General features: G+C 74.1%; 15 protein-coding genes and 2 pseudogenes. 7 read left to right on the top strand and 10 right to left on the bottom strand.

Translation table 11 applies throughout. The features are described 5' to 3' along the window. The 4 genes and pseudogenes from AB0H32_RS17115 to AB0H32_RS17100 form a co-directional block, all read right to left on the bottom strand. A pseudogene (locus AB0H32_RS17115) lies at window positions 1-2,652 on the bottom strand (hypothetical protein); the annotation flags it as partial. A gap of 40 nt (window positions 2,653-2,692) precedes the next feature. Beyond that, on the bottom strand, window positions 2,693-3,583 hold the full coding sequence (locus AB0H32_RS17110) for a hypothetical protein (protein ID WP_361120411.1): 891 nt from the start codon (window positions 3,581-3,583) through the stop codon (window positions 2,693-2,695). 136 nt (window positions 3,584-3,719) lie between these two features. Further along, window positions 3,720-5,246, bottom strand: coding sequence for a hypothetical protein (locus AB0H32_RS17105; protein WP_361120408.1), 1,527 nt, complete (start codon window positions 5,244-5,246; stop codon window positions 3,720-3,722). Window positions 5,247-5,519: 273 nt separating this feature from the next. Then, window positions 5,520-6,227 carry a GntR family transcriptional regulator gene (locus AB0H32_RS17100; protein WP_361120405.1) on the bottom strand — a complete coding sequence of 236 codons (708 nt, stop codon included), beginning with the start codon at window positions 6,225-6,227 and terminating at the stop codon, window positions 5,520-5,522. 149 nt (window positions 6,228-6,376) lie between these two features. Between AB0H32_RS17100 and AB0H32_RS17095 the strand changes: the two genes are divergently transcribed. From AB0H32_RS17095 to AB0H32_RS17075, 5 genes are read left to right on the top strand one after another with little or no spacing between them, the layout of a single operon-like run. Next, entirely contained in the window at window positions 6,377-7,696 is a 1,320-nt protein-coding gene (locus AB0H32_RS17095; protein WP_361120403.1) for an MFS transporter, read from the top strand. Then, a complete protein-coding gene (locus AB0H32_RS17090; RefSeq protein WP_361120418.1) occupies window positions 7,696-8,532 on the top strand; it encodes a putative hydro-lyase in 837 nt (278 codons plus the stop codon). The genes AB0H32_RS17095 and AB0H32_RS17090 overlap by 1 nt, the downstream gene beginning before the upstream one ends. A 45-nt stretch (window positions 8,533-8,577) precedes the next feature. Beyond that, complete coding sequence (locus tag AB0H32_RS17085) at window positions 8,578-9,336, top strand: 5-oxoprolinase subunit PxpA (protein ID WP_361120400.1); 759 nt, start codon at window positions 8,578-8,580, stop codon at window positions 9,334-9,336. Then, entirely contained in the window at window positions 9,333-9,950 is a 618-nt protein-coding gene (locus tag AB0H32_RS17080) for an allophanate hydrolase subunit 1 (RefSeq protein WP_361120397.1), read from the top strand. Before AB0H32_RS17085 ends, AB0H32_RS17080 begins: the two co-directional genes overlap by 4 nt. 40 nt (window positions 9,951-9,990) lie before the next feature. After that, window positions 9,991-10,893, top strand: coding sequence for a biotin-dependent carboxyltransferase family protein (locus AB0H32_RS17075; RefSeq protein WP_361120394.1), 903 nt, complete (start codon window positions 9,991-9,993; stop codon window positions 10,891-10,893). A 5-nt stretch (window positions 10,894-10,898) separates the two neighbouring features. On the opposite strand, the pseudogene AB0H32_RS17070 reads toward AB0H32_RS17075, so the two are convergent. The 5 genes and pseudogenes from AB0H32_RS17070 to AB0H32_RS17050 all read right to left on the bottom strand — a co-directional run. Further along, a pseudogene (locus AB0H32_RS17070) lies at window positions 10,899-11,729 on the bottom strand (SGNH/GDSL hydrolase family protein); the annotation flags it as partial. After that, entirely contained in the window at window positions 11,726-12,907 is a 1,182-nt protein-coding gene (locus tag AB0H32_RS17065) for a glycosyltransferase (protein WP_361120391.1), read from the bottom strand. The gene AB0H32_RS17065 and the pseudogene AB0H32_RS17070, both read right to left, overlap by 4 nt. After that, entirely contained in the window at window positions 12,904-14,034 is a 1,131-nt protein-coding gene (locus AB0H32_RS17060; protein ID WP_361120388.1) for a glycosyltransferase family 1 protein, read from the bottom strand. The genes AB0H32_RS17065 and AB0H32_RS17060 overlap by 4 nt, the downstream gene beginning before the upstream one ends. Before the next feature lie 190 nt (window positions 14,035-14,224). Continuing rightward, entirely contained in the window at window positions 14,225-15,643 is a 1,419-nt protein-coding gene (locus AB0H32_RS17055) for a HEAT repeat domain-containing protein (RefSeq protein ID WP_361120385.1), read from the bottom strand. Between the two features lie 300 nt (window positions 15,644-15,943). Then, complete coding sequence (locus AB0H32_RS17050) at window positions 15,944-16,336, bottom strand: ankyrin repeat domain-containing protein (RefSeq protein WP_361120382.1); 393 nt, start codon at window positions 16,334-16,336, stop codon at window positions 15,944-15,946. A gap of 266 nt (window positions 16,337-16,602) precedes the next feature. Between AB0H32_RS17050 and AB0H32_RS17045 the strand changes: the two genes are divergently transcribed. Further along, window positions 16,603-16,797: a hypothetical protein gene (locus AB0H32_RS17045; RefSeq protein ID WP_361120379.1), complete on the top strand. Its 195-nt coding sequence runs from the start codon at window positions 16,603-16,605 to the stop codon at window positions 16,795-16,797. A 40-nt stretch (window positions 16,798-16,837) separates the two neighbouring features. Beyond that, window positions 16,838-18,415, top strand: a complete 1,578-nt coding sequence (locus tag AB0H32_RS17040; RefSeq protein WP_361120376.1) for an ABC transporter ATP-binding protein — start codon at window positions 16,838-16,840, stop codon at window positions 18,413-18,415. A gap of 244 nt (window positions 18,416-18,659) precedes the next feature. Here AB0H32_RS17040 and AB0H32_RS17035 read toward each other — a convergent pair whose 3' ends face one another. Next, on the bottom strand, window positions 18,660-20,168 hold the full coding sequence (locus AB0H32_RS17035) for a PLP-dependent aminotransferase family protein (RefSeq protein WP_361120374.1): 1,509 nt from the start codon (window positions 20,166-20,168) through the stop codon (window positions 18,660-18,662). Window positions 20,169-20,261 lie beyond the last annotated feature (93 nt).

Genomic DNA, 20,261 nt, shown 5'->3' with positions numbered 1-20,261 from the left:
GAGTTCGGCGAGCCGGCCGGCCGGGCAGCCGGTACGCCAGGAGGCGAGGCGTGCGGCCAGCTCGCGGTCCTTGCCGAGCCGGGCGGCGAGGGCGCGGATCTCCTCGTCGCGCTCGGTGGCCCGAGCGCGCAGCGCCTGCCGCTCCTCGTCGGCCGCGTGTTCGTCGTGCATGGCCGGGTTCGGCGGGACCAGGAAGACGTCACCGGGGGTCGCGTCCGGGGCCGGGGTGGGGGCGAGCAGCGCGGCGGCCGTGCCGACGGCCACGGCGGAGCGCGGCAGCAGGGCGGCGTCACCGAGAGCCTCGCGGGCCCGTGCGTGCGTGTCCGGGTCGGTGATGATCACGCCGTCGACCAGTTCGGGCCGGGCGGCGAGCACGCGCGCGTGGTCGGCCGGGTCGACGGCCTGGGCGAGGTAGCGCCAGCCGGGCAGGGCGGGAATGCCGTGCTCGCCGAGGAACTCGACGGTGGCCAGCACGTCCGGGCCGGGCGGCAGCAGTCCGCCGTCACCGAGGGCGCCGAGGATGCGGGCGTCGTCGGCGGCGGCGGTGCGCAGGTCGAAGAGGTGCCGTTCGGCGGTCGACACGGCGTCGTCGAGCAGTGCGCGCAGCTCGTCGGCGAAGCGGTCGAGTTCCTCGGGGGTCAGGGCGCCTTCGGCCGGACGGGCCGCGCCGGACGCGTCGGCGTCCGCGGTCCCGGCGTGCGCTCCCGAGGCTCCCCGGCCGTCGGCCGCCGGGCCGGTGCGGTCCTCCGGCGCGTCGTCGGCTCCCGACCGGGGTGCGGGCACACCGGCCCGCCCCGCCGCGAAGGCACCCGGCAGGCTCAGCAGTTCGGCGAGCCGTTCCTCCGTCGCAAGGGCCTCGGCGAGGCGCTGCTCGGCCTCGTGGGCCCGCACGGACGCGGTCGCCGCGTCCGCCGCGCGGGCTGCGGTCAGCTCCGCGCGGGACTCGGCCGAGGCCGCCTCGCGCGCGTGCTCGGTCGCCCTGTGGGCGGCGTCCCGGGCCGCGTCCCAGGCGGCCACGGCGGTCTTCTCGGCGTCGCTCGCCGCGAGCGCGGCGCGGGCCGGGTCGGCGTCCGGGGCGCTGTCGTCGAGCCAGCCCGCGCGGACCGCCTCGGCGGTCTCCTGCTCGACCTCGGCGAGGCGCTGGCGCAGGTGACCGGCCTCGCTGCGGGCGCGCTGCGCCTCGGTGGCGGCGGCGGTGGAGTCCCGGTAGGCGCTGTCGCTGACCTCCTGGAGGGCCGAGGAGCGCTCCTCCTCCTCGTTGGCGAGGGCCTCGGCGCTCCCGGCGGCCGCGTGCAGGGCCCGGACGAGGTCCACTGCGGCCTTGGCACGGGCGGCGAGCGCGGGCGCCGCGTCCCGCTCGGCCTCCTGGATGACGGCGGACACGCGCGCGACGCGGTCGGCGGCGGCACGGTGGCGCAGCACGGCCTCGGCGGCCTGCCAGGCCGAGTGCAGGGTGCGCGCGTCCGCCAGCTCGCGCTTCTGTGCGGCGGCGGACTTCTCGGCGGCGGCGAGCGCCAGGGAGGCGTGCCGGTAGGCGAGTTCGGCGGCGATCAGGGCGCTGCGCTCCCGCGCTCCCTCGGAGTGCGTGACCGCGTAGGCGGCGGCCGTGACGCGCTGCGCGAGGTCGGCGGCCCGCACCCGCTCCCGCACGGCCCGCGCGGACAGCCGCCGGGCCAGCGTGCGGGTGCGGCGCTCGGCACCGGCGTGGACGTCACGCGCACGCGCACGCGCCTCGGCGGCCTCGACGATCCGGCCGAGCAGGTCGACCGAGCCCGCGGTGAAGTCCCGTTCGGCGATCAGCTCGGCGCGCCGGCCGAGCTTGTTGCCGAAACCGCTGACCAGGTCGGCGAGACCGTCGGTGTCACGGGTGTCGGTGACGGCGCGCAGCAGCAGATCGGTGAAGTCGGAGTCCTTCTTGACCGCGAAGAGACCGGCCGCCTCACCCTCGTCGGCGTTCATCTCCCGCTGGTAGCGGAAGAGTTCGGGGTCGAGGCCGAGGTCGCCGAGGTGCTCGATCCAGCGGTCGTGGATCTCCTCCCAGTGCACCTCCAGGTGCGGATAGGCCTTGCCCGCCTCCATGAGCGCGTCGCGGAAGCCCTTCATGGTGCGGCGGCGTCCCTGGGCGCCCGAGGCGCCCTCGACCGGCGGCCGTACGGCGGTGGACTCGGCGACCGGCAGGTTGTCCAGGCTGAGACCGGGGCCGGGCCGGAAGGAGTACCAGGCCTCGGCGAACTTGCGGGGGTCGTTGGAGACCTGGCGCCCGCGCCACTCGCTGACCTTGCCGACGACGACGCACTCGCCGGTCTGCACGTGCTGCCACTCCAGCGCCACGTGCCCGCAGTCGTCGGCGAGCAGGAACTTGCGCAGCACGCCGGAGCTGGCGCCGCCGAGCGTGTTGCGGTGGCCCGGCAGCATCACCGAGAAGATCAGCTTCAGCAGTACGGACTTGCCGCCGCCGTTCTCCAGGAACAGCACGCCCGCGGGCGCGGGGCGGCGCGGCGGGCCGGTCGGCTCCTCCTCGAAGAACTCCGCCTGTGTGGGCGCGGGGTCGGGCACGGGCTCGCCCACGCCCCGCAGGTCAAGCACGGTGTCGGCGTAGCGCGCACCGGCGGGCCCGATGGAGTAGAGGCGGACCCGGGACAGCTCGTACATGGCGGACTCTCGTCAGTCTTCTGGCAGATCAGGGAGGGTTTCAGGGGTGCGACGGCGCGTGGAAGGGCAGTCCGGCGTCGGCCACCAGGTCCAGGTCGTCACTCTCCTCGGCGGGCAGCAGGCTGGCCGTGCCGTCGGTGACCGGGACGACGCCCAGTTCCAGCAGTTCGGCCAGCGCTGCGCTGCCGGCCATGTCGCGCACCTGGAGCTGGTAGCGCGCCGTGGTGCGGTAGGTGCCGCCGTGGTCGTCCCCGGTGCGCTGCAGGAACCCCGAGTCGGTGAGGAAGGAGACGGCCTTGGCCACGATGCCCGTGGTGGAGGCGGCCGGCCTGCGCGCGTCCTTGGTGGCGCCGGTCGCGCTGCGTCTGGCCCAGATCCGCCAGGCTGCCTCCAGGCCGGGCGCGTCGGTCGCCGGGTCGGTGTTCTCGCCCTGCTCCTCGGCGCGCTCCTCCAGGCGGCGGCAGGCCTGCCGGACGAAGGCGTCGACCCCGTTGACGGTGACCCGGCCGATGTAGGAGTCGTCGGCCAGGTCCTCGGGGCGCGGGAACGCCAGTGCGGCGACGGCGAGATGGGCCAGCCCGTGCAGGAACCGGTCCCCGGAGTCGGCGGCGGTGCGACGCGCGTAGTCGCCCATACGCACGGCGAACACCGAGTCCTCGGCAGCCGTGACGGCCATCCCCGCGCGCGGGGAAACCTCCAGTACGACGAGTCCGAGACCGGCGGCGACGGCGTCCGCGAGCCGCGCGAACGCCGGGTCGTCGCGGTAGCGGCGGAGCAGCTCGGTGTACTCCTGGTCGCGCGCGGGCTGCAGCTTGGGCTGCAGCCCGAAGGCGACGAGCCGCGCCGCGTCGGCGGCGTCGGCGGGGGTGACGGCGGCGGCCGCCGGCACGGCGGGGGTCTCCGCCTCACTCCACTCGACGTGCTCGCTCACGACTGCGACTCCTCGGTCTTGAAAACAGGGCTGGGGGAAGGCGCCCCGAAAGGGGCGCGGGGCCACATGCATCTGCGGCTCCGCCGCGGGGCGCGATCAGCCACAACGGATCCGCACAAGCCCACCGGCGGAGCCATCACGCCGCCTCCGTCCGGTCCGCCGCCATCCCCACCGCGTCCAGCAACGCGGTCCCCACGATCAGGTCGGCCCCGCCGAACTCGGGATCCTCCAGCTCGGTCCCGTCGTCCACGGCGAACAGCAGCTTCTCCTCGCCCTGCCGATACGCTGTGCCGACCGCCGGGCTGGCCGCGTGCACGGCCAACAGCGCGACCAGGTAGGGAAGATCGGGATCCTGCTTGCGCGCCTCCGCCAGCAGGCCGGACAGCCGCCGCGGCGCGTCGGCCGGAAGATCCAGCAGCTCCATCGCCGCAGCCAGCTGCTCCTCGCTGAACCGGCTGTCGTCGGGCGTCGCGATCAGGTCGGGCTCGGGCATCTCCGCGCCCAGGTGCTCCCGCTCCACCGGCGGCGTCAGCAGTATGTCGACGAGGTCGCCCACCCGCACGGACACCGGCGTGCGCAGCCCCGTTCCGTTCGCGAAGAACGCGTCCGTCACCCGGATCGCCTGCTCCAGCGGCAGCGGCAGCACCGGCGCGACCAGGTGGCCGTAGAGGTCCGTCCCGGAGGTGGTCATGGGCGTGGCGAAGGCTTGCCGGTCCTGTTCGGCGCGGAACAGGGGGCCCGCCTCCAGCAGGCGCGACTGGAGCTGGGTGTGCCGCCGGATGCAGTCCTTGACGATGTCGACCAGCTCTGCCGCGCGGCGCTTGTGCTCGGGCTCCTCGGTCTCGTCGCGGGCCTTGCGGATGTTGGTGAGGATCGCGTTCTCGTGCCGGTAGCGGTCGGCCACGTGGTCCAGGGCCTCGGTGATCATGTCGGGCACGGTGTTGAGCCAGTCCACCGCGCGGACGTTGCGCCGGGTGGCGTCCAGGGCGCGGCGCAGGGTCTCCGAGTACTGGACGGTGCGGTAGCGGGCCTGCTCCGCGGCGAGCTGGGCGTCGGCGAGGCGGCCCCGGCTGATCAGCACCTCCAGCTTGACCTCGGCGGCGATCTGGGCACTGGTGACGTCCGTGTCCAGGGCGCCGACCAGGACGTTGACCGCTTCGTCGGTGGTGCGGAGGTAGACCGTGCCGCCGGGGCCGGGGACCTCCTCGATCAGCTTGAAGTCGTAGTCACGGCGGACGTAGGTGCCGTCCGGCGCGAAGGTGCCGTACACGGCACGGAAGCCGCGGTCCACGCTGCCGACGTTGATCAGGTTCTCCAGGACCCAGCGGGCCACGCGCTCGTGCTCGGCGGTGGGCCGGTGCGGGGCCTGGGCGGCGATGCGCGGGACGAGGCGGGCCACGATCTGCTCGTGGTCGGCGCCCGTGTCGAAGTCCATGTTCAGCGTGACCAGGTCGATGGCGGCCAGGGCCACCTCGGCCATGCCGTACACCGAGTACTCGCCGGCCAGATTCGCCTTGCGCGCGTCGAGGTCGTGCAGCGGCGCGGTGCAGGCGAGCGCGCGCAGCCGACGTGCCAGCCCCTCGTCGGCGGCCGGCCCCGGTGCTGGGCGCGGCCCCGCGCTGAGCTGGGGCGGAACACGGTCCGTCGATGCAGGCGAAGTCACGGTGCACAGACTAGGTCCTCGGTCTGACAACAACCCAAACGACGCAGAAGCGACGGCCGTCACACAGGCTCAGGAGGCGGCGGTGCCGTACTCGCCGACGGGGCCCACAGGGCCCCGCGCCCTCCCGGCCGACAGGGCTCACAAGGCCCCGTGCCCTCCGTGCCGACAGGGCTCAAGGGGCGCCCGCGCCCTCCGTGCCGACGACGCCCAGGCGCCAAGGCGCCCAGGCCGACGACACTCAAGACGCGCCCGGGCTGTCCCCGCCGACGACACTCAAGAGGCGCCCGCACCGTCCTCGCCGACCCTCCGCCGGTACACCTCGACGACTCGTTCCAGCGAGTCCGCGAGGTAGGTCTCCAGCAGCCGCTCCGCCCCACTCCGGTCCCCGGCCTGCAGTGCGTGGAGAATCTGGCGGTTGCGGGTGAGGTACGGCTCGTGCAGACGGCGCGGATCGTCCACGACGTGGAAGGCGAGCCGCAGCTCGGCGAAGACGCTGCGCATCAGCTCGTCGGTGCGTTCGCTGCCGGCCAGCGCGACCAGTTCCCGGTGGAAGTGGATATTGGCCGTACCCAGTGCTTTCCAGTCGTTCTCATGGGTGGCCAGCTGCCCCTCGGTGACCGCGGCGGCGAGGCCGCCGAGGGCGTAGGGCGGCTCGCCCAGGCCGCGGACGACGGCGCACTCGACCAGGGTGCGGGTGCGGTAGATGTCCTCGACGTCCTCCACGGTCAGGACCCGCACGAAGACGCCGCGGTTGAGCTCGTGGACGAGCAGGCGCTCGTGGGTGAGCAGCCGGAACGCCTCGCGCAGGGTGTTGCGGGAGACCCCGAGCGCGCCGCCGATGGCGTCCTCGGACAGCCGGGTGCCTGGCGGGAAGTACCCCTCGGCGATGCGGCTCCTGAGGATGTCGGAGACCCGTTCGGCGGTGCTGGTGCGCCCGAGGAGAGCGCGGTCGTCGGCCAGTCCCGTCAGCTGCTCTGCCATGCCCGGAATTCAATCGCAGACCCGGGAACGAAACAACGCAGGTATTGAGGGATCGTTGAACGATCCTCTACGGTGCTCCGCACGGCACGACTTCCGCACGGCACTGCTCAGTTCTCCGCACCCTCCGTCCCCGTCTCTGCGAGGTGCCCATGAGCACGACTCCTCCGCCACGCTCCACGGCCTCCGGCACACGACCGACGCACGACGAACGCGCCGCCGAGGACGGCGCGTTCGGCTGGCTGCGCGCCCTCGGCCCGGACGGCCGCCGCGCCTTCGCCGGTGCTTTCGGCGGATATGCCCTGGATTCCTACGACTACTTCACGCTGCCGCTGAGCATGGTGGCGCTCGCGGCGTACTTCGGCCTGGACAGCGGCCAGACCGGTCTGTTCACCACCGTCACGCTGGTGGTCTCCGCGGTCGGCGGTGCCGCGGCGGGCGTGGTGGCGGACCGGGTGGGCCGGGTGCGGGCGCTGATGATCACGGTGGTCACCTACGCCGTCTTCACCGTGGCCTGCGGCTTCGCGCCGAACTACGAGACGCTGCTGGTCTTCCGTGCCCTGCAGGGCCTCGGCTTCGGCGGCGAGTGGGCGGTCGGGGCGATCCTCGTCGCCGAGTACGCGAGCGCCCGGCACCGGGGCCGCACCCTCGGCGCGATCCAGAGTTCCTGGGCGGTCGGCTGGGCGCTGGCCGCGATCGTCTACACGGTGGTCTTCTCCTTCGCCGGCGACGACCTGGCCTGGCGCATCATGTTCTGGACCGGCGCCCTGCCCGCGCTCCTCGTGGTGTGGCTGCGCCGCCGGGTGCACGACGCGCCCGAGGCGACGGCGGTCCGCGAACAGAGCCCGCAGCGCGGCTCGTTCAGGGCGATCTTCCGCCCTGCCCGGGACGGCGATCCGGGCCTGCTGCGTACGACGGTCTTCGCCGGGCTGCTGTCCACGGGCGTGCAGGGCGGCTACTACACGCTGGCGACCTGGGTGCCGACGTACCTGAAGACCGAGCGCGGACTGTCCGTCGTCGGCACCGGCGGCTACCTGACCTTCCTGATCTCCGGCGCCTTCCTCGGCTACCTGACCGGCGGCTACCTGACCGACCGGCTGGGCCGACGCCGCACCATCTGGCTGTTCGCGCTGCTCTCGGCGGTCTGCGTCCTGGCCTATGCGAACATCCCGCAGGGCGCCAACACCCTGCTGCTGGTGCTCGGTTTCCCACTCGGCTTCTGCATGTCGGCGATCTTCAGCGGCTTCGGCTCCTACCTGAGCGAGCTGTACCCGACGGAGGTGCGCGGCACCGGGCAGGGCTTCACGTACAACACGGGCCGCGCGGTGGGTGCGGTCTTCCCGACCCTGGTGGGCTTCCTGGCCGACGGCTGGGGTGTGGGCGGCGCGCTGGTCTTCGGTGCGATCGGCTACGGGCTCGCGGCGCTGGCACTGCTCGGGCTGCCGGAGACACGCGGGAAGGAGCTGGCGTGATGCGGGCGGACCGCAGCGGTGACCGGCCCGTGGCCCTCGTCGACGCGCACGCGCGCGCGTGGCGGCCGCAATCCGCGCGGGCCCGCTTCCGGGAGGGCCTGGCGGGCCCCACGGCGGGTGTCGCGGCGGGCCACACGCAGGCGAACCTGATCTCGGTGCCGGCCGACTGGGCCTACGACATGCTGCTGTTCTGCCAGCGCAACCCGAAGCCCTGTCCGGTGCTCGACGTCACGGACGCCGGTTCGCCCACGACGGTACTCGCGGACGGCGCCGACCTGCGCACCGACCTGCCCCGCTACCGGGTGTGGCAGGACGGCGAGATGGTCGGGGAACCCACGGACGTACGGGCGCACTGGCGGGACGACCTGGTGTCGTTCCTGCTCGGGTGCAGCTTCACCTTCGAGTGGGCCCTGGCAGGCGCGGGCGTCCCGATCCGGCACCTGGACCAGGGCCGCAACGTGCCGATGTACACGACCGACCGAGCATGCCGCCCGGCGGGCCGGCTGCGCGGACCGATGGTGGTGTCGATGCGCCCGGTGCCGCCCGAGCACCTGCGGGCCGCGATCCGGGAGAGCAGCCTGCTGCCGGCCGTGCACGGCGGTCCGGTGCACCACGGCGATCCCGGGGTCCTCGGGGTCGAGGACCTCGGCCGGCCCGACTTCGGCGATCCGGTGGATGCCGCACCCGGCGACATCCCGGTGTTCTGGGCGTGCGGGGTGACCCCGCAGGCGGCGGTGATGGCCTCCCGGCCGCCGTTCGCCATCACCCACGCCCCGGGCCAGATGTTCCTGACCGACGCCCGCGACGAGCAGTACCGGATCGCCGGCGTCGACTGACGGCGAGCGGTGCACCCGACACGAGGACCGGAGACACGGAAAACCATGACTGCGATCGATCTGAACGCCGATCTCGGCGAGGGCTTCGGCCGCTGGCGGCTGACCGACGACGAACAGCTGCTGTCCGTCGTCACCAGCGCCAACGTGGCCTGCGGATTCCATGCCGGGGACGCGGCCACCATGCGCCGGGTGTGCGAGCTGGCCGCCGAGCAAGGGGTGACGATCGGCGCGCAGGTCTCCTACCGGGACCTCGCCGGGTTCGGGCGGCGCGCGATGGACGTGCCGCCCGCCGAACTGACGGCCGAAGTGGCCTACCAGATCGGCGCCCTGGAGGTGTTCGCCCGCGCGGCCGGCGCGCGCGTGGCGTACGTCAAGCCGCACGGCGCCCTCTACAACCGGGTGGTGCGCGACGAGGAGCAGGCGCGCGCGGTGGTCGACGGCGTGCTCCTGGCGGACGCCTCGCTGCCGGTGCTGGGCCTGCCCGGCTCACGCCTGCTGGCGCTGGCCGGGAAGGCGGGCCTGCCCGCCGTCACCGAGGCGTTCGCCGACCGCGCCTACACCGACGGGGGCACCCTGGTGCCGCGTGGCCGGGACGGCGCCGTGGTGACCGACCCGGACGCGGTCGTGGAGCGCTCGGTGAGCCTCGCACGTTTCGGCGCGGTGATCGCGCACTCCGGCGCGCGCATCCCGATGCGCGCCCGCTCGCTGTGTCTGCACGGCGACACGCCCGGCGCGGTGGAACTGGCCCGCCGGGTGCGCGAGCAGCTGGTGGCGGCAGGTGTGCGGGTGGAGGCCTTCGCATGAGGGCGCTGCCCGTCGGCGAGGACGCGCTGCTCGTGGAGGTCTCCTCGGGTGCGCAGGCGCAGGCCCTGCACGAGGGGCTGCTGCGCCTGCGCGCCGAGGGCTCGCTGACCGTCCGCGAGATCGTTCCGGCGGCGCGCACCGTCCTGCTCGACGGCCTGGACGACCCGGTCCGCTGGGCATCCGAACTGACCTCGTCCTACACGCCTCCCGCTCCCCCGCGCGTGCGTGAGCTGATCGAGCTGCCCGTGCGCTACGACGGTCCGGACCTCGCCGAGGTCGCAGCCCACTGGCGGATGTCCGAGCGCGAGGTGGCCCGGATCCACGCGGGCACCGAGTTCACGGTGGCCTTCTGCGGGTTCGCGCCGGGCTTCGGCTACCTCACCGGACTGCCCGCCCGGTACGACGTCCCGCGCCGGGCCACTCCGCGCACGGCCGTCCCGGCCGGTGCCGTGGCGCTGGCGGGGCCGTACACGGGCGTGTACCCGCGTTCCTCACCGGGCGGCTGGCAGCTGATCGGCACGACGGAGGCAGTGCTGTGGGACCACGCGCGCGTACCGGCCGCGCTGCTCTCCCCGGGCACACGCGTGCGCTTCACACCGATGGAGGGTGCATGACGAACCGGCCGTGCTCGCTGCGCGTTCCCGTGGAGGACGCATGACCGACCGTGCGCTCGTCGTCGTGCGGGCCGGGGCGCTGACCACCGTGCAGGACCACGGACGGCCCGGGTACGCGCACCTCGGTGTACCCCGCTCCGGAGCGCTCGACCCGCACACGGCCGCCCTGGTCAACCGGCTGGCCGGCAATCCGCCGGACGCGGCCGTTCTGGAAACCACGCTCAACGGCTGTGCGCTGCGCCCCCGTTCGAGGGTGACGGTGGCGGTCGGGGGCGCGCCGTGCCCGGTGACGGTGGGCGGCCGCCCGGCGGCGTGGGGCGCCCCGGTGGTCGTACCCGCCGGTGAGCTGCTGGAGGTGGGAAAGGCCGCGGCCGGCGTGCGCAGCTACGTGGCCGTCTGCGGCGGCATCGCCGTGGAGCCGGTCCTCGGCAGCCGTGCCACCGACCTGCTGTCCGGCCTCGGCCCGGCGCCGCTGGCGGACGGCACGGTGCTGCCGCTCGGCGCCCCGGCGGGCCCGCCCGCGCGCGTGGACGTCGTCCCGCAGCCGCGGCCGCCGGCCGAGCTGGTGCTCCGGGTGGCCCTGGGGCCGCGGGACGACTGGTTCACGGCGCGCGCGGTCCGGGACCTCACCACGCGCGCGTACCGGGTGTCCTCGGCGAGCAACCGTATCGGCCTGCGCACGGAGGGCCCCGCGCTCGAACGGGCCCGGCCCGGTGAACTGCCGAGCGAGGGCATGGTGCTCGGCGCGGTCCAGGTCCCACCGGACGGCCGTCCGGTGGTGTTCCTGGCCGACCACCCGACCACCGGGGGCTACCCGGTGATCGCCGTGGTCCGCGCAGCCGACCTGTCCGCCGCCGCACAGGCGGTGCCGGGCACCCCGGTCAGGTTCGTGGCCGCACGGCGCCGCGGAGCCTCGACGTCGTCGGCGGTGCCCGGCGGCTGACCGGCCACCGGCAGGGCGGCCAGTGCCGCGGACACCGCGGCGCCGGCGCGCAGGTCGAGGCGCGCACTGGTGCCCCGCGCGCGGTGCCTCATCTCGTCGGCGGCCAGGTGGAGCAGTTGCGGCAACAGGTCCTTGCACCGCCTGATCACCCAGGCGGTGCCCGCGGTGGCCAGCCACAGCAGGCTCGCGGACCTCGTCGGGGCGGGGAACTCCGGCTGGTCGGAGGGCGGCGCGCCCGTGCCCATGCCCGCCTGTGCGAGCAGGGCGTGGAAGCGGACGGCCAGCTGCCGGTGACCGCGCTCACCCGGGTGCAGCCGGTCCGCGCTCCACAGGGTGCGATCGGTGAGCCACTCGGCCTCCGAGGCGTGCAGATGGACGGCCCCGTACCGGTCGGACAGCGCGTGGACCACCGCGTTGACGGCCCGCTGCCGGCGGGCCAGCGGGCGGGCCAGAGCGGCCGGCAGCCGCAGCATCGCGCCGGGATCGGGCAGACAGGCGGTGAGCAGGGTCGCCCCCTGTCCGGTGAAGGCCGCGTACACCTGGTCGAGCCGGGCGGCGACCGCGTGGATGTCGAAGGTGGCGCGCAGGGTGTCGTTGACGCCGATGACCACGGCCACCAGGTCGGGGTGGAGCGCGAGTCCGGCCGGAGTCTGCCGCTCCAGCACGTCCCGCGTCTGGGCCCCGCTGACGGCGAGGTTGGTGAACTCCACGCGCCCGGCGTCCGGGGCGAGGCCACCGGCCAGCAGCGCGGCCCAGCCCCGCCGGCCGTCCCCCACGGGATCGCCCACGCCCTCGGTCAGCGAGTCGCCGAGGGCCACGAAGCGGACGGATCTCATGCCACGCCCTCCCGGGCGGCGGGACGGACCGGGGTGGCGTCGCGCCTGAGCACCTCCGTGTCGTGGGCCGCCAGGAAGGCCTCCACGGCCGCCGCCCACCCGAAGCACTCCGCACGCGCGCGTGCCGCCTCCCGCCGCTCGTGCTCGGGGCGCGACAGGAGCATTTCCACGGCGTCCGCGAACGCCTCTCCGCGGTCTGCGGCCGTCGCCCCCGCGGACCCGATCACCTCGGGCAGCGCGGACGAGGCACTCGCCACCACGGGCGTCCCGCACGCCATGGCCTCCAGGGCGGCCAGGCCGAAGGTCTCGGCCGGCCCGGGCGCCAGGCACACGTCGGCGGACGCCTGGAGCCCCCCTAGGACGGACCGGTCGGAGACGTGCCCCAGGAAGGTCACCGGCAGCCCGCGCTCCCGCGCACGCTGCTCGAGGCGTATCCGCAACGGCCCGTCCCCGGCCACCACCAGCACAGCCTGCCGCCCGCGCCGCAGCAGGGCCTCCAGGGCGTCCAGGGCCGTGCCGGGCCGCTTCTCCACGGACAGCCGGGAGCACATCACGAGCAGCGCCTCGGGCACGCGCGCGTGCAGTGCCCGCAACCGCTCGTCACGCAGCGCGGGATGCCGTTCCATGAGGTCGACCCCCAAAGGGGCGCGCACGACGTTGCGCGCCCCGATGCGGACGAACTCGCGCTCGGCGAACTCCGTGGTGCACACGACCCGCGAGTAGACGTGCGCGGTACGGGTGTTGAGGGCGTCGGCGGCCCGGCGGGAGAGGTTCTCGGACAGGCCCCAGGTGCGCAGCACGCCGTCGGCGGTCTCGTGGGAGACCATCACGGCGGGCACCCGGGCGCGCCGGGCCCAGCGTCCGGTCCAGCGCAGGGTCGTCCGGTCCGAGACCTCCAGGCGGTCGGGGGCCAGCTGCTCCAGGAGCGCGGCCACGCGCCGTTTGTCGGTCAGCACGCGGTACCCGCCGGTGCCGGGCAGCACCGGTCCGGGCAGGGTGATGACCCGGCCCTGCTCGGTGTCGCGGTCGGTGTACCGCTCGCCCGGGACGACGAGCACCGGCTCGTGGCCCGCGGCCACGAAGCCCCGGCCCAGTTCGCGCAGGGCCGTGCGCAGGCCGCCGGAGGACGGGGCGACGAAGTTGGCGAGCCGCACGATGCGCAGCGGTGTGCCGGTCATACCGCCACCGCCGTCCTGCGCGCCGCGAGTACGTCCTCGTAGTGCGCGATCAGCTGGTCACCGACGGCGGCCCAGGTGCGGCCCTCGACCGTGGCCCGCGCGGTGGCACCGTACAAGGTCCGCAGGCCGGCGTCGGCCGCCAGGGTGTGCACGGCCTCCCGTACGGCGTGCGCGTCGTGCGGCGGGACGAGCAGCCCGGTGCGGCCGTGGTCGACCAGGTCGAGCGGGCCTCCGGCGGCGGGGGCGACCACCGGGATCCCGCTGGCCATGGCCTCCTGAACGGTCTGGCAGAAGGTCTCGAAGGGGCCGGTGTGCGCGAACACGTCCAGCGAGGCGAAGATCCGGGCGAGCTCGTCGCCGGTGCGGCGGCCCAGGAAGACAGCGCCGGGCAGGGCCTCGGTGAGGTGCGCGTGGCTGGGCCCGTCGCCCACGACCACGACCCGTACGCCGTCCAGGCCGCAGACTCCGGCGAGGAGTTCGATGTGCTTCTCGGGGGCGAGCCGGCCGACGTAGCCGACGATCAGCTCACCGTTCGGGGCGAGTTCGCGGCGCAGCGCCTCGTCTCGGTGATCCGGCCGAAAACGAACGGTGTCCACGCCGCGTGGCCACAGCCGTACCCGGGGCACGCCGTGCGTCTCCAGGTCGTTCAGGGCGGGGCTGGACGGTGCCAGGGTGCGGTCGGCGGCGGAGTGCACGGAGCGGATCCGGCGCCAGGCGGCCGCCTCCCCGGCGCCCATGTACGTGCGGGCGTAGCCGGCCAGGTCGGTCTGGTAGACGGCGACGGCGGGGATGCCGAGCCGGGCGGCGGCCGCCATTCCGCGGACGCCGAGGACGAAGGGACTTGCCAGGTGAACGATGTCGGCGCGGTGCTCGGTGAGCGCCGCGGCCAGGCGCCGGCTGGGGAGCGCGACGCGCACCTGGGGGTAGCCGGGGAGCGGGAGGGAGGGGACACGGACGACGGGACACGGCGCTTCGAGGGCGTCGGCCCTGGTGCCGGGCGCGGGGGCCGGCGCGACGACGAGCGGGAGGTGGCCGCGATCCACGAGGTGCCGGGCGGTCTGGAGCGCGCAGTGGGCAACGCCGTTCACATCGGGGGGAAAGGATTCGGTCACGATGACGACACGCATACGGGTGTTGTCGCCGCGCCGGACGTGGCCGCGTCAACGTCGATCTTTCCGGTTGGGGAACGTCCCATGAGCGTTGGTCTGCACACCCGAGCAGGTCAGACAGCCGTCATGACCGACTGACCTCCGGGTCACCCCCCGTTCACCCGACGGGCGGTCTCCCGCCCGTCCGTGCACGACGGTGCCGGTGAGGTCACATGGCCTGGGTGTCCGGTCCGAAGCGACTGCGGACCGCCGTCTGCACCTCGTCCTCCTCGGCCGGGTCGGCGGCGAGGCGGCGCAGGCGCTCGACGACCCGGGCGTCACCGGTCTCGGCGTGCCGGGCGGCGATCTCGCGGGTGCTCTCCTCGCAGTCCCACAGGCATTCGACGGCGAAGCCGGCGGCGAAGGAGGGGTCGGTGGCGGCCAGGGCGCGGGCGGCACGGCCGCGCAGGTGGGAGGAGGCCGTCTCCCGGTAGATGTGGCGCAGGACGGGGGCGGCGCAGGCGATGCCGAGCCGTCCGGTGCCGTCGACCAGGGTCCACAGGGTGGGGGCGTCGGGGCCTTCGCCGCGTACGGCCTCGCGCAGGGCGCCGAGGACGAGATCGCGGTCCTGGGCTCCGCCGCGGCAGGCGAGCATGCGTCCGGCGGCGGCGCCGAGGGCGTCGGGGCGCTGGGCCCAGCTGCGCGCACGGTCGACGGCGGCGATGCTGCGCATCCGCTCGAAGGCGTCGACGGCGGCCTCCCCGACGAGCGACGATCCGTCGGCGACGGCGGCCTCGATCAGATCGAGGGCGTCGGGATCGCTGCTGTCGGCGAGATAGCGCAGTGCGGTGCAGCGGGCGCCGTCGTCGCCGGTCCTGGCGGCCTGGAGGATCTCCGGCCGGTCCTCGGGGCCGGCCACGGCGACCAGGCAGCGGGCGGCCGGCACATGGAGGGCGGCGCCGCGTTCGATGCCCTGCTGGGCCCACTCGAAGACGGCTCGCACGCTCCATCCCGGGCGGGGCCCGGTGGGCCGCATCTGGCGCTGCCAGCGGTCGAAACAGCCGGCTTCCTGCGCGGCACGCACGCGTGTGGCGATCGATTCGCGCAGATCCTCGGCCCACAGGCGCCACGGCCTCGGCTCGAAGGCGTCGCGCACGGCGACGGCCAGCTCGGCCTCGCCCTCGGCGTCGGTGGCGAAACGGGCCAGGACGGGGGCGGCGAGGGCGCGCAGGCCCGCGTCGTCGTCCCTGAGGGCCAGCTCGTCCAGGGCCCAGGCCCAGTTGGAGCCGTGGGCGGCGTACCTGCGCAGCAGTTCGAGCGCGTCCAGCCTGCCGTAGGAGGCGAGGTGCCCGAGGACGGCCAGGGCGAGGCCGGTACGGGACTCCTCGGAGTCGAGGACGTCCTCGGGGTCGAAGAGATGCGCCTCGATGGCGTCCAGCTCGCCGTTCAGGTCGAGGTAGAGCCGGGCGTAGTAGAGGGAGCGGTTCTCCACCTGCCAGTCGTGGCGGGGGTCGCGGAGCACGCAGTGGTTCAGGGCCGCGAGCGCTTCGGCGCGCGGGGCGGTGAGCGCGTGCAGCGTGCCGTCGCCACGGCCGCGCTGGAGCAGGCCGAGCAGCGTACCGCTGGGCGCTATGACCGGATCGAACATGGGAAACAGCCTCACATCAAGCGTCGACGCAACCGGGAAACACGCACTACCTGGCCGCGTGACACAACGTCGGAGCGCCCGCCGTCTCTTGCTTGCTGTAGACCATCTCTCTCTGCCTCTCGTCGGTGGCCCATGCGGACCGCATCACGGTCCGCGCGGTGCGGCAACACCTGCCCAGCCATCGCGTCCGTGAATCACGTCGTCATGATGACCCGCGGTGTGTGCTGCCGCGACCGTATTTCCGGCGGCCCTTTACCGCCTCCCCCGTTTTCCGTGTCGTACCTGGTCAGGATGTATGCATCACTGCACGCCGAACAGTTCCAGGAGTTCCGTCCTGGCGAACATGCGCGCCGTGTCCACGGCCGAGGGGGTACCCGCGGCGGGGTCGGCGCCGCCCTCCAGGAGGGCCTTGATCACTTCTGTCTCGCCCTTGAAGGCCGCACCCGCGAGCGGGGTCTGGCCTCGGTCGTTGATCCGGTCCGCCTCCGCGCCCCGGGCGAGCAGGGCACGTACCGCGTCGGCGTGACCGTGGTAGGCGGCGAGCATCACGAGAGAGTCGCCACGGTCGTTGGTGAGGTTGGCCGGAACGCCCGCGTCGACGTAAGCCACCAGCTCCTCCGTCCGCCCCTGCCGGGCCAGATCGAAGATCTTGGTCGCCAGCTCCACGACCTCGGGGTCGGGGGCTTCACTCATGGACCGGACCGCCTCTCCATTACAACCGTTCAGGTGAATCGCAAGGGTACTGGCTCGCGCCTCACATGACCCGTTGTGCCCGAGGTAAAGATCACTGCAGAGCCCGCGGGACGCAAGCGCCCCGCCCAACCGGACCATGGTCGGCTCCACCGCGCGGGGGAAATGCTCAAATATTCACCCAGTTGCACCTTTTATCGTATAGACACATCCTGTGATCCTGGAAGTACTCATGGTGACTGTCCCCTCCCGACACCAGGAGACCTCAAATGATCCTCTCCATCTCAGGCGTCATGCTGCTCGGCGTGGTCGTCTTCCTCTTCTTCCGCAAGGACGGCCTCAAGGGCACGCACGCCTGCACCTCGGCCCTGTTCGGCTTCTACCTGGCCAGCACGGGCATCGCCCCCAGCATCAAGGCGGGCGGCGAGAGCCTGGCGAGTCTCCTCGGCGGCATCAAGTTCTGACGCCCCGTCTCACGCCCGTACGCACCGTCAGGAGACAGCAGTGGCCCGGCGCCCTCTCCCCCGCATTCTGAGCAAAGACAGCGCGCAGATCGCCCGGATGCAGATCGCCCGGAGCCGGGAGCTGGCCCGGACGGCGGCCGACAGCGCCACCGACGTCCTCCACCCGCTGATCACCGTCTCGCGCGGGCTGCGCAGGCTGGCCTCGGTCGCCCGGAGCAAATGGGCCGACACCCCCAAGGACAAGCGCGGGCCGCTGCTGTTCCTGACGGCCTCCGTGGTCCTGGTCGTGTCGTTGATGCCGTACGGGCCGCTGCTCGCCGCCATCACCGTGATGGCGGCGGCCGCCTGGTACGGCCGCGACCGCACCCCACCGGCACCCGAGGGACCCGACGAGTCGCAGACCGAGCGGCTGCGGTCCCTCTACGAGGCCCTGGTGCCGCACTTCTCCCACTCCGAGGATCCGGCACCGCTGTACACGCACGGCGGAGAGTGGGAAAAGGCCTTCGCCGAGCACGAGTTCAACGACGCCGGACGCGTGGGGCACCTCGTGATCCGCTACCCGGCGTACTTCCCGGACGGCGAGCCCGAGGCCCGCGCGCGGATCGAGCACCTGCTCACCACGAAGGCCGGGCGCGGCCGCGAGTACCACTTCGAGTGGGACGAGGAGGGCAACCTGCTGACGGTGACCGCCCTGGCCCCGCTGCCCACCGGCATCGCCGCCCAGCGCTTCGTCACCGCGCCGGGCGAAACCGTCCTCGGCTTCACCGACCCGAGCGAGGTACAGCGCACGCTTCCGCTCTCCTACGGCGAGGAACAGTGCGACGTACCGCCGGTCGTCTGGCGCACCGGCCTGCGCTCCACCGAGCCGCACCTGCTGGCCATGGGCCACCCCGGCAGCGGCACCTCGACCCTGCTGCGCTCGATCGCCCTGCAGGCCCTCCAGTACGGCGACGTACTGATCGTCGACGGCGGCGGCACCGGCGAGTATTCCTGCCTGATCGGCCGGGACGGCGTGCTGGCCGTGGAGTGCGCGCCGACCGGGGCGCTGGCCAGCCTGGAGTGGGCCGCGCAGGAGACCGAGCGGCGGCTCGTCGCCATCAACCGGGCGCGGCAGGCGGGCGATCCGCCGCCCGAGGACACCCGGCGACCGCTGTGGATCCTCCTGGACCGTCCGACCGTCTTCACCCACCTCGCCGCGACCGACGGCCGCAAGGATCCGCAGGTGCTGCTCCAGCTGCCGCTGCGGCACGGCCGCGCGGCGAACGTCACCGTGGCCGTGGCCGAGCAGTTCGACAGTGCCGAGGTCCTGAGCGAGGTGGTGCGGCAGCACACGCGGGCGCGGGTCGTGCTGGGGCCCGCGGCGCCCGAGCAGGTGGCCGCGGTGCTCGGAGTACCGCCGCACACGACGCCACTGGCGCAGATGCCGCCCGGGCGGGGGTATGCGCGGCTGGGGTCCGGGGCGGTGCACCGGCTGCAGGTGCCCTCGACCCCGGACCCGTACGACGATGCGACCAGCGAGGCGGACCGGCAGGCCGTGCTGGGGTTGCTGCCGCCGAGGACGACTGCCGTCGAGACCGAACCGCTGCCTGCGGAGGCCGTGGCGGCCGAGAGTTCCTGAGCCGCCGGGCGGGCAGCGAAGCGCCCCGGAGGGGCGCGGGGCACTGCACGACCAGCCACAAGCCACGACGGACCCGCAGCCGGGCAACGGCGCGCACCCCGACGGAACACGGCGGATCACGTACCTCCGACCGCACACACCCGATCGTTCCCGCACTCCCGACCGCACACGGCCGATCCCGCACCCCGACCACGCACAGCCGATCCCACACCCCGACCGCGCACGGCCGATGCGGTCACCGCTCCTACGCGACGAACGTCCGCGGCGCCTCCGTCCCCCCGGTCGCCCCCGTCTCCACAAGGTGCGCCGCTGCCGCCAGGCGAACCGCCGCCTCCTCGGCGACCGCTCCGCCGACCGTGAACGGGAGGCGTACGTACCCCTCGAAGGCGCCGTCCACTCCGAAGCGCGGGCCCGAGGGGACGCGGACACCGACCCGCTCCCCCGCTTCGGCCAGCCTCGATCCCGAAAGGCCGCCCGCGCGGACCCACAGGGTCAGCCCGCCCCGGGGTACCTCGAACTCCCAGCCGGGCAGTTCGCGGCGCACCGCGGCCACCAGGGCGTCGCGGTTCTCCCGGGCCTGGCGGCGCCGCAGATCGACCGCCTGTTCCCAGCCCCCCGTGCTGAACAGCCAGTTCACGGCCAGCTGCTCCAGGACCGGGGTGCCGAGGTCCGCGTACGCGCGGGCCGCGACCAGGCTGCGGATCACGTCCGGGGCCGCCCGCACCCAGCCGATCCGCATGCCGGCCCAGAACGCCTTGCTCGCCGAACCGACCGTGATGACGGTGGAGCCGGCCGGGTCGAAGCCGCAGACCTGACGCGGCATCCCGGCGTCCCCGAGCTCCTCGTCGAGCCACAGCTCGTGCATCGTCTCGTCGGCGACGAGGACGGTCCCGGCCGCGCGGGCCGCGTCCACCAGCCGGCGCCGCTGGTCCTCGTCGGCGAGCGCCCCGGTCGGGTTGTGGAAGTCGGCGACGACGTAGGCGAGCCGGGGCGCGGCCTCGCGCAGGACCTGCCGCCAGCGGTCCAGGTCCCAGCCGGTCAGCCCCTCGGCCATCGCGACGGGCACGAGCCGCGCCCCCGCCTCCCGCATCAGCTGGAGGATGTTGGCGTAGGACGGCGACTCGACGGCGATCCGCTCGCCGCGCCCCGCGAAGAGGTGGCAGATCGCGTCGATGGCGCCCATCGCCCCGGTCGTCACCATGATCTGCTCGGGCATCGTGGGGATCCCGCGCGCGGTGTAGCGCTCGGCGATCATCGCCCGCAGGGCCGGCAGTCCGGCCGGGTAGTCGCCGTGCGTGTGGGCGTAGGGAGGCAGTTCCTCCAGCGCGCCCTGGACGGCGCGGGTCAGCCACGGCTCGGGAGCGGGGAGCGAGGCACAGCCCAGGTCGATCACCGAGCCGAGGGACTCCGGGGGCAGCGGTTCCAGGCCCCGCGCGGGGAGCGGATTGCCCGCCGGTACGGCCGTCCAGCTGCCCGCGCCGCGCCGGGACTCCAGGAAGCCCTCGGCGCGCAGTGCCTCGTAGGCGGCGGCGACCGTGGTGCGGCTGACCGAGAGGGACAGGGCGAGTTCACGCTCGGCGGGAAGGCGGGCCGCCACGGGGACGCGCCCTTCGAGCACCAGCAGCCGGACGCCGTCGGCGAGGGCGCGGTAGGCGGGCGGGCGGCGTGTGCCGGGGCCGGCCGGACGGTCCTGCTGGGAGTTGAGGAGCCGGGCCAGCTGCGCGGCTCCCACCGCTGAGGTCCACTGCGCCATGACGATCAGTCCACCTTCCCCGAATTGGCCATGGATGGGATTTCCTCCCAAGCCACAGAGTGTCATGAATCAGGCCACCGCCACCACCCAGGG

The sequence above is a fragment of the Streptomyces sp. NPDC020362 genome, assembly GCF_040642095.1.
Lineage (GTDB): Bacteria > Actinomycetota > Actinomycetes > Streptomycetales > Streptomycetaceae > Streptomyces.
This window is presented reverse-complemented; position numbering and strand designations above follow the sequence as displayed.

Coding starts and splice junctions, on each gene's coding strand:
- AB0H32_RS17100 (WP_361120405.1), bottom strand. CDS start 6,227: ATGGCAGAGCAGCTGACGGGACTGGCCGACGACCGCGCTCTCCTCGGG.
- AB0H32_RS17095 (WP_361120403.1), top strand. CDS start 6,377: ATGAGCACGACTCCTCCGCCACGCTCCACGGCCTCCGGCACACGACCG.
- AB0H32_RS17090 (WP_361120418.1), top strand. CDS start 7,696: ATGCGGGCGGACCGCAGCGGTGACCGGCCCGTGGCCCTCGTCGACGCG.
- AB0H32_RS17085 (WP_361120400.1), top strand. CDS start 8,578: ATGACTGCGATCGATCTGAACGCCGATCTCGGCGAGGGCTTCGGCCGC.
- AB0H32_RS17080 (WP_361120397.1), top strand. CDS start 9,333: ATGAGGGCGCTGCCCGTCGGCGAGGACGCGCTGCTCGTGGAGGTCTCC.
- AB0H32_RS17075 (WP_361120394.1), top strand. CDS start 9,991: ATGACCGACCGTGCGCTCGTCGTCGTGCGGGCCGGGGCGCTGACCACC.
- AB0H32_RS17065 (WP_361120391.1), bottom strand. CDS start 12,907: ATGACCGGCACACCGCTGCGCATCGTGCGGCTCGCCAACTTCGTCGCC.
- AB0H32_RS17060 (WP_361120388.1), bottom strand. CDS start 14,034: ATGCGTGTCGTCATCGTGACCGAATCCTTTCCCCCCGATGTGAACGGC.
- AB0H32_RS17055 (WP_361120385.1), bottom strand. CDS start 15,643: ATGTTCGATCCGGTCATAGCGCCCAGCGGTACGCTGCTCGGCCTGCTC.
- AB0H32_RS17050 (WP_361120382.1), bottom strand. CDS start 16,336: ATGAGTGAAGCCCCCGACCCCGAGGTCGTGGAGCTGGCGACCAAGATC.
- AB0H32_RS17045 (WP_361120379.1), top strand. CDS start 16,603: ATGATCCTCTCCATCTCAGGCGTCATGCTGCTCGGCGTGGTCGTCTTC.
- AB0H32_RS17035 (WP_361120374.1), bottom strand. CDS start 20,168: ATGGCGCAGTGGACCTCAGCGGTGGGAGCCGCGCAGCTGGCCCGGCTC.